Source organism: Halovulum sp. GXIMD14793 (assembly GCF_054457435.1).
In genome coordinates, this window is sequence record NZ_JBTLNE010000031.1 from 38,091 (window position 1) to 45,437 (window position 7,347).

The following is a 7,347-nucleotide window of genomic DNA, read 5'->3' on the forward strand; positions in this document are numbered from 1 at the left end:
AAGGAGATCGTCGTGATTTCGCCCGTATTGCCAACCTATGCGCGGGCACCTCTTTCCTTTGTGGAAGGTGAGGGCCCCTGGCTGATAACCGAGACTGGTGAGCGTTTTCTGGACCTGGGCAGCGGCATTGCCGTGACCATCCTGGGCCATGCGAACCCCCGTCTCGTCGCCGCATTGGAAGGGCAGGCACGACGACTTTGGCATACCTCTAACCTGTATCAGATTCCCAATCAGCAGGCGCTGGCCGAGGCCTTGGTAGAGGCGAGTTTTGCCGATACGGTGTTCTTCACTAATTCGGGGACTGAGGCTGTCGAACTGGCGATCAAGATGGCGCGCAAGCATTTCAGCCAGAATGATCAGCCCGAACGGTTGGAGATCATCACGTTTTCCGGGTCGTTCCACGGGCGCTCCACCGGTGCGATTGCCGCGCAGGGGTCTGAAAAGATGGTCGGCGGTTTCGGTCCGATGATGCCCGGTTTCGTGCATCTGGACTGGGGCGACATGGATGCGGTGCGCACGGCGGTTAGTGATTGCACTGCGGCGATCATGCTGGAGCCTATTCAGGGCGAGGGGGGGATCCGTCCTTTGCCGGCTGAGGACCTGCAGGCGTTGCGCCGGATATGTGATGAGGCGGGTGCCTTGCTGATCCTGGATGAGGTTCAGTGCGGCATGGGCCGGACCGGCCGGTTGTTCGCCCATGAATGGGCCGGGATCGCGCCGGATATCATGACGGTCGCCAAGGGTATTGGCGGCGGCTTCCCCCTTGGCGCTGCGCTGGCGACCGAGGCGGCGGCGGATGGCATGACCGTCGGCACCCATGGCTCCACCTATGGCGGCAATCCTCTGGCCTGTGCCGTGGGGCTGGAGGTGATGAAGGCGGTGACGGAGGACGGGTTCCTTGACAACGTCTCCCGCCTGTCGGGGCGTTTACGTCAGGGGCTTGAGGGGCTGGTTGCGGCCCATCCGGATGTCTTTGAAGGTGTCCGGGGCGAGGGGTTGATGCTGGGCCTGATGTGCCGAAAGCCGGTGCCTGATGTGGTCAAGGCGGGGTTTGATGCTGAGGTTATCGTCGTTCCGGCGGCGGATAATGTCGTGCGTGTCATGCCGCCACTGAACATCACCGAGGACGAAATTACCGAAGGTCTGAAGCGGCTGGACGCCGCGGCCCAGGCATTGGAGGCATCATGAACCATTTTCTTGATATCCACACCACCCCGCCCGAGGTTCTGCGGGCGATCATCGACGATGCCAAATCCGTCAAGCAGGCCCGTCTAGGCAAGGGGCGCGCGGAAAAGGATGCCGCGCAGCCTTTGGCGGGCAAGATGGTCGCACTGATCTTCGAAAAGCCCTCGACCCGCACGCGCACCTCGTTCGATGTTGGTGTGCGCCAGATGGGTGGGGAAACCATGGTGCTGACTGGGGCCGAGATGCAGTTGGGCCATGGCGAGTCGGTGGCAGATACGGCGCGTGTCATGTCGCGATATGTCGACATGATCATGATCCGCACCTTTGAGGAGGAAACGCTGACCGAACTGGCCGACCATGCCAGCGTCCCAGTGGTCAATGGCCTGACCAATCAGAGCCATCCCTGCCAAATCATGGCCGATATCCAGACCTTCGAAGAGCATCGCGGCGATATGCGCGGCAAAAAGGTGGTCTGGATGGGCGATGGCAACAATGTCTGCGCGTCGTTCCTGCATGCCGCTGGTCCGTTTGGCTTTGACGTGACCTTCAGCGGGCCGCAGCAACTGGACCCGTCGGCAGAGGCGATTGGCGTTGCGCGCAATATGGGCGCACAGGTGACGATTGAGCGTGACCCGGCCAAGGCGGCGGCCGGGGCTGATCTGGTGGTGGCCGATACATGGGTGTCGATGCACGATGGCGAAAGCACCCGCGCGCGCCGTCACAACCTGCTGAAACCCTATCAGGTGAATGCCGAGTTGATGCGCGAGGCGGGCGAGCAGGCCTTGTTCATGCACTGCCTTCCCGCACATCGCGAGGAAGAGGTGACATCCGAGGTGATGGACGGCCCGCAATCGGTGATTTTTGACGAGGCCGAGAACCGCCTGCACGCGCAAAAGGCCATCATGCGCTGGTGCATCGGCGCATTGTAAAAAATCCGACTGAAATTCGGCACCAAAACGCGGCCCGCTTTACACTTCGGTAAGGCGGGCCGCCTATCAATGGCATCCGGGGTAGCAAGACAATCGGGTGTATCAATGCAGCATATGCGGACGGGACAGGACGGCAGCGAAATGGTCGAGGCCACGGTGGCCGGAGACGCGGTCGCCGCACGGGCAATAGCCTTTGCACAAAAGAACAACACGCCACTGACGCCACAGGTGTTTGAGGTCTGGTACACCTACTGCGCCCGCGAATCGCAAGAGATCAACACCGCGTTGGACACGGCGATGAATACCGGTGCGCCGATGACCTCGGACATGCTGACGACGCTGTACCACGATCATCTGTCGACGCGATCCATGAATGATCAGTTGAGTGATATCGGCGAGGACCTGCAGACGACGATCGGCTCGGTCACGGATGCGGTTGAGAAAAACCTGAAAGATCAGACCGAGTATTCCGGGTCGTTGCGATCCGTAAAGCAGTCGCTGGCGTTAGGCACCTCCAAGCAGGAGGTGTCGAGTGTCATTACGCGCTTGCACAAGATGAACCAGAACCATGTCGCCTCTTCCCAGAAACTGACCGTGCAGCTTGAGAAAAGCCGCGCGCAGATATCAAAGCTGAAAAGTGAGCTGATCGAGGTGCGGCGTGCCTCCAACACCGACTATCTGACGGGGTTGGCAAACCGCCGCATGCTGGATGATTTCATGGATAGCGCCCTGTTTGATGCGCGTCAGAAAAAGCAGAAGCTTGCCTTCATGATGGGCGCGATTGACGGGCTGAGCGAGGTGACAGCGCGGCACGGGCTGACGGCGGGCGACAATGTGATGAAGCTGTTTGCCGAAGAACTGCGCCGACAGTTGCGCGGCAATCAGGTCGCCGCACGATTTGCCGGTGCACGCTTTGCCGTGCTGCTGCCCGACACTGGCGACAGGGAGGCGTTTGCCATCGCCGAGCGCGTGCGCAAGGGGTTCAAACGGCTGGACTGGGTGGCAGAGCGAAGCGGTGAAGAGATCGGCACCCTGTCCATCAGCTTTGGCGGTGCGCTTTTGAAACCAAGCGAAACCAAGGACGACCTGGTCAGCCGCGCCGACAACCTGCTTTTGAAGGCGCAGCGAGAGGGGGCTGACGAAACCTATATCGGGTGATGCCTTTGGAGCGATTCTGGTCGTGGGCTTGGCAGGGGGTCGGATGGCGCGCCTATAGTGTTTCGCGAAATACCTGAGACATCAGGCAACATCGGGCGCGTTGGAATCTCTGATTTCAGGCAGCGTTAGATGAGTCAGGTTCTTCGCATGACGCTTTAGCAGTGCTGTCGGATGACACGCCTGGTAAGATGGCCGTAGCTGCGTCCTGCGAAATGACCGACACATTTGGTCTCAATTTGAAGTGTTGAGAGGTTTGAAGTCAGGCGGTGTCAGGTGCGCAGGCTGCTGCGTGACGTCAGGTTTTTTGTATGACGCCTTAGAAGCGGATATAGGGTGCGGCGACGGCATCGGTCAGCCAGACACCGTTTTCAGACCGCCAGAAACGCAGGCCATCTGCGGCCATCTGTCCTGCCAGGATGGTCAGGATCACGGGTTTTCCGCGGCGGGCGCCGACGGTTTGTGCCGTTTCGATATCCGGTGACAGGTGAACGTGATGGCGCTTCATCGGCTTCAGGCCTTCGGCTCGGATCACCTCAAGGGCTTTGGCAACGGTGCCGTGATACAGAAGCTCCGGGGGTGTGACCTCTTCGAGATCCAGCTCAACCGGCACCGAATGGCCCTGATTGGCCCGGATGCGTGAACCGTCGGGCGATATGGCGAAGCGTTGTTTGTCGCTGTCGCGTACCACGCGGTCGAGATCGCTGCGGGTGATTGGCAGGGTCGATCCGGCCAGAAGCGCGTCAACAGAAACCCAGCCCTGCGCGTCCAGAGTAACCCCGGCTTTTTCCGGGGCATGTCGCAACACAAGGCTCAGGTATTTCGATATCTGCTTGTCATCCGGCCCCGGCAAAGCGCGCCTCCCAGCCCTCGCGCTGCTCGTCGGTGATCTTGGCAAAAAGATTGTCCGGCACGGCAAAGGCATGGCCGCCGGGCAGGGCCGTCAGGGCCTTTGCAATATCATCCGGCCAGTCCGCATCCGATGCCCCCATCGCCGTCAGGATCGCAGATGCGGCATCCGGGATGAAAGGCGCGGACAGCACGCCATAAAGCCGGGCGAGGTTCAGCGCAAAACGCACGATGGCGGCGGCGCGGTCTTCGTCCTCTTTGAACACGGCCCAGGGGGCGGCGGATTGCAGATACTCGTTGCCCGCAACCCAGATCGCCCGCAATTCCCCCGCGGCTTTGCGGAACTCCATCGCGTCCATATGCGCCTGATAGGTGGCAAAGCGGGTCTGCAGTTCTGCGGTCAGGGCCTCTTCGACCGGGCCATAGGTCCCGCCTTCGGGCACCACTTCGCCGAATTTCGAGCGGCAGAATTTGGTCACGCGGGACACGAAATTGCCCAAGACGTCCGCCAGATCCTTATTCACGCCAGACTGAAACAGTTCCCACGTGAAATCGGTATCGTTGCTTTCCGGACAATTGGCCATCAGCCACCAGCGCCAGTAATCGGCGGGCAGGATCTCCAGCGCCTGATCCAGAAACACGCCCCGTCCCTTAGAGGTGGAGAATTGCCCGCCCTGATAGTTCAGGTAGTTGAAGGACTTGATGTAATCGACCAGCTTCCACGGCTCGCCCGAGCCCATCAGCGTCGCGGGGAAGCTGAGCGTGTGGAACGGCACGTTATCCTTGCCCATGAACTGGACATAGCGCACATCGTCCGCACCCTGATCCGTGCGCCACCAGCGCTGCCAGGCGGTATCGTCCAGCCCCTCGGCATCGGCCCATTCGGCAGTGGCCGCGATATATTCGATAGGCGCATCGAACCAGACATAGAAGACCTTGCCTTCCATGCCCGGCCAATCCTCATCGCCCTTCTTTACCGGAATGCCCCAGTCCAGATCGCGGGTGATGCCGCGATCCTGCAATCCATCCCCATCATGCAGCCATTTCTTGGCGATGGAGGTGGTCAGCACCGGCCAGTCGGCCTGGGCGTCGATCCAGGTATCCAGCTGATCCTTCAGCGTCGACTGGCACAGGTAAAGATGCCGGGTCTCGCGCAGTTCCAGATCGCTGGACCCGGATATCGCCGAGCGGGGATTGAGCAGATCGGTTGGGTCCAGCAGCTTGGTGCAATTCTCGCACTGATCGCCGCGCGCGCTGTCATAGCCGCAATTCGGGCAGGTGCCTTCGACATAGCGGTCCGGCAGGAAGCGGCCATCCGCCTTGGAATAGATCATCTTGTTGGCGACTTCGCGGATCAGCCCGGCCTCGGCCAGTTTGCCTGCGAAATGCTGGGTCAGCTTGTGGTTCCTGTCCGATGAGGAGCGGCCATAGAAATCAAATCCAAGGCGAAACCCGTCTGCCAGATCCTTTTGCGTCTGCCACATATCGGCGCAGAACGCCTCGACCGGTTGGCCTGCCTTGGCGGCCGCAATCTCGGCCGGGGCGCCATGTTCGTCCGTCGCGCAGATATGCAAAACCTCATGCCCGCGCCCCCGCATGTAGCGGGCATAGACGTCCGAGGGCAGCTGAGAGCCGACCAGCGTGCCAAGATGTTTGATCCCGTTGATATAGGGAAGGGCAGAGGTGATCAGAATCCGTGCCATTGTCCAAGCCTTTTCATGCGCCGAATGCCTATAACGCAGGCATCCGGGCTTGGCCAGACGGCGTTATTCCAAAGCTTCGGGTGGTGAGGCCAGTGCGCCGCCGCCGGCTTTCCAGCCATGCGAGGAATCGGGGTATAGCTTGACGTTGCTGATGCCGCTAACTTCGGATGCATGGAACCAGTTCAGCGCGGCCAGTTCGCCTGTATTGCAGAAATGAACCACAGGCTCGTTTTCCCAGTTGATGCCTTGGTTTTTGAGCCGCTGCAACAGCGGGACGACGTCATTGTCGCTGCCCTGCATAAGCTTGTGGGAGGCCGGTACGGCTATATTGCTGGCACCGGGGAGGGTCGATGCGACCTGGGCACCTGACTTGTCGTGTTTGTTCCAGATGCTGCTGGGGCGCGCATCTATAAGGATGCCGGGTGTCGCGCCATCGACGATATCCTGAACATCGCCGGTGGTGGCCAGCCAGGTTTCGCTTAGGCTGATCTTGGCGGCATATGGGCGTTGCTGGGCGGGGGCGGGATCAAGGGGCAGTCCCGCGCTGACCCAGGATTTGTGCCCACCATCAAGCAGGGCCAGTTTCTGCGCCCCGGCGGATTTGAGGACCCAATAGACATAGGCCCCACGACCGGTGTCAAACGCATCCCCTTTTGCGTGAACGATAACAATAGGTTGGTCCAGCCGCAGACCCGCCTCGCCGATCAGTTGGGACAGTTTTGCGTCATCGGCGGGTTGGCCCGGATTGGATTGCGGTCCGCGCCAGCGTGAGAAGGGCATCGAAAGCGCACCGGGGATCAGGCCCTCAGCCTGTTGTTTTTCAGAGCGGATATCGACGACCTGGGTGCCTCGCACTGTCAGCAGATCGGACAAGGCAGCCGGGCTGGGCTGCAAATCCCAGGGCTGAGCGATTGGCGTGACGGACACATATTGCAAATCGTTCATCGCCTCGGGCAGATCCTGATCACAGGTGATGACCAATTTCTGGCCTGCCCGGATGCGGGAGGGATCGTCGCCGACGGTGGAGCGATTTGATTGATAAAGTGTGTCCCAGGCCAGCACATCGCCGTAAACCGTTCCGGCGATCTTGCTTAACGTGTCGCCTTCGCGCACCGTATAGACACTGTTGCAGTCCTGCGCTCCAGCGCCGGTCCCGCATGAAATAAGCAACGCAACGCCGCAAAGGCGCAATGACAAATCAAGCACTTTCATCCTCCGATAAACTTGCAATCGTCACTCTACTGTCGACAACTCTACACCAGCATTTGGGTTGAGTCTGTCGGCCTTGTCACACATCTGGTCACATTAGCTTGTGCCATCAGGTGCCAAACCTCTTGCTTTTGGGGCTGGCCTTCCCTAATTAGCGCCGGAAAATCAAACCGCCAAAGGCATCTAAGGACGTTAAGACATGGCAAAGGAAAAGTTTGAGCGGTCAAAGCCGCATTGCAACATCGGCACGATTGGTCACGTTGACCACGGGAAGACGACGCTGACGGCGGCGATCACGAAGCAGTTTGGCGAGTTTC

At 60.0% G+C, this 7,347-nt stretch carries 7 protein-coding genes; 4 read left to right on the forward strand and 3 right to left on the reverse strand.

Annotated elements, in window-relative coordinates; all coding sequences use genetic code 11:
• The first annotated feature begins 12 nt into the window (after positions 1–12).
• The 3 genes from ACW9UQ_RS10595 to ACW9UQ_RS10605 all read left to right on the forward strand — a co-directional run bounded on the left by ACW9UQ_RS10595 (position 13) and on the right by ACW9UQ_RS10605 (position 3,272).
• On the forward strand, positions 13–1,188 hold the full coding sequence (locus tag ACW9UQ_RS10595) for an acetylornithine transaminase (protein ID WP_458930990.1): 1,176 nt from the start codon (positions 13–15) through the stop codon (positions 1,186–1,188).
• A complete protein-coding gene (gene argF / locus ACW9UQ_RS10600; protein WP_458930991.1) occupies positions 1,185–2,114 on the forward strand; it encodes an ornithine carbamoyltransferase in 930 nt (309 codons plus the stop codon). Before ACW9UQ_RS10595 ends, argF begins: the two co-directional genes overlap by 4 nt.
• Before the next feature lie 105 nt (positions 2,115–2,219).
• Positions 2,220–3,272, forward strand: coding sequence for a GGDEF domain-containing protein (locus ACW9UQ_RS10605; protein WP_458930992.1), 1,053 nt, complete (start codon positions 2,220–2,222; stop codon positions 3,270–3,272).
• A gap of 316 nt (positions 3,273–3,588) precedes the next feature.
• Here ACW9UQ_RS10605 and ACW9UQ_RS10610 read toward each other — a convergent pair whose 3' ends face one another.
• From ACW9UQ_RS10610 to ACW9UQ_RS10620, 3 genes are all read right to left on the reverse strand, one after another.
• The gene (locus ACW9UQ_RS10610) at positions 3,589–4,122 is read right to left on the reverse strand and encodes an RNA 2'-phosphotransferase (protein WP_458930993.1); all 534 of its coding nucleotides are present in this window, start codon (positions 4,120–4,122) and stop codon (positions 3,589–3,591) included.
• A complete protein-coding gene (gene metG / locus ACW9UQ_RS10615) occupies positions 4,106–5,821 on the reverse strand; it encodes a methionine--tRNA ligase (RefSeq protein ID WP_458930994.1) in 1,716 nt (571 codons plus the stop codon). The genes ACW9UQ_RS10610 and metG overlap by 17 nt, the downstream gene beginning before the upstream one ends.
• A gap of 63 nt (positions 5,822–5,884) precedes the next feature.
• Positions 5,885–7,027 carry a rhodanese-like domain-containing protein gene (locus tag ACW9UQ_RS10620; RefSeq protein WP_458930995.1) on the reverse strand — a complete coding sequence of 381 codons (1,143 nt, stop codon included), beginning with the start codon at positions 7,025–7,027 and terminating at the stop codon, positions 5,885–5,887.
• 202 nt (positions 7,028–7,229) lie between these two features.
• Between ACW9UQ_RS10620 and ACW9UQ_RS10625 the strand changes: the two genes are divergently transcribed.
• Positions 7,230–7,347: GTP-binding protein (locus ACW9UQ_RS10625; protein WP_458930999.1), on the forward strand; the 118-nt coding region annotated here is incomplete at its 3' end.

Bases quoted from the DNA above. Each gene is read 5' to 3' on its own strand.
- argF (WP_458930991.1), top strand. From the start codon at position 1,185: ATGAACCATTTTCTTGATATCCACACCACCCCGCCCGAGGTTCTGCGG.
- ACW9UQ_RS10605 (WP_458930992.1), top strand. From the start codon at position 2,220: ATGCAGCATATGCGGACGGGACAGGACGGCAGCGAAATGGTCGAGGCC.
- metG (WP_458930994.1), bottom strand. From the start codon at position 5,821: ATGGCACGGATTCTGATCACCTCTGCCCTTCCCTATATCAACGGGATC.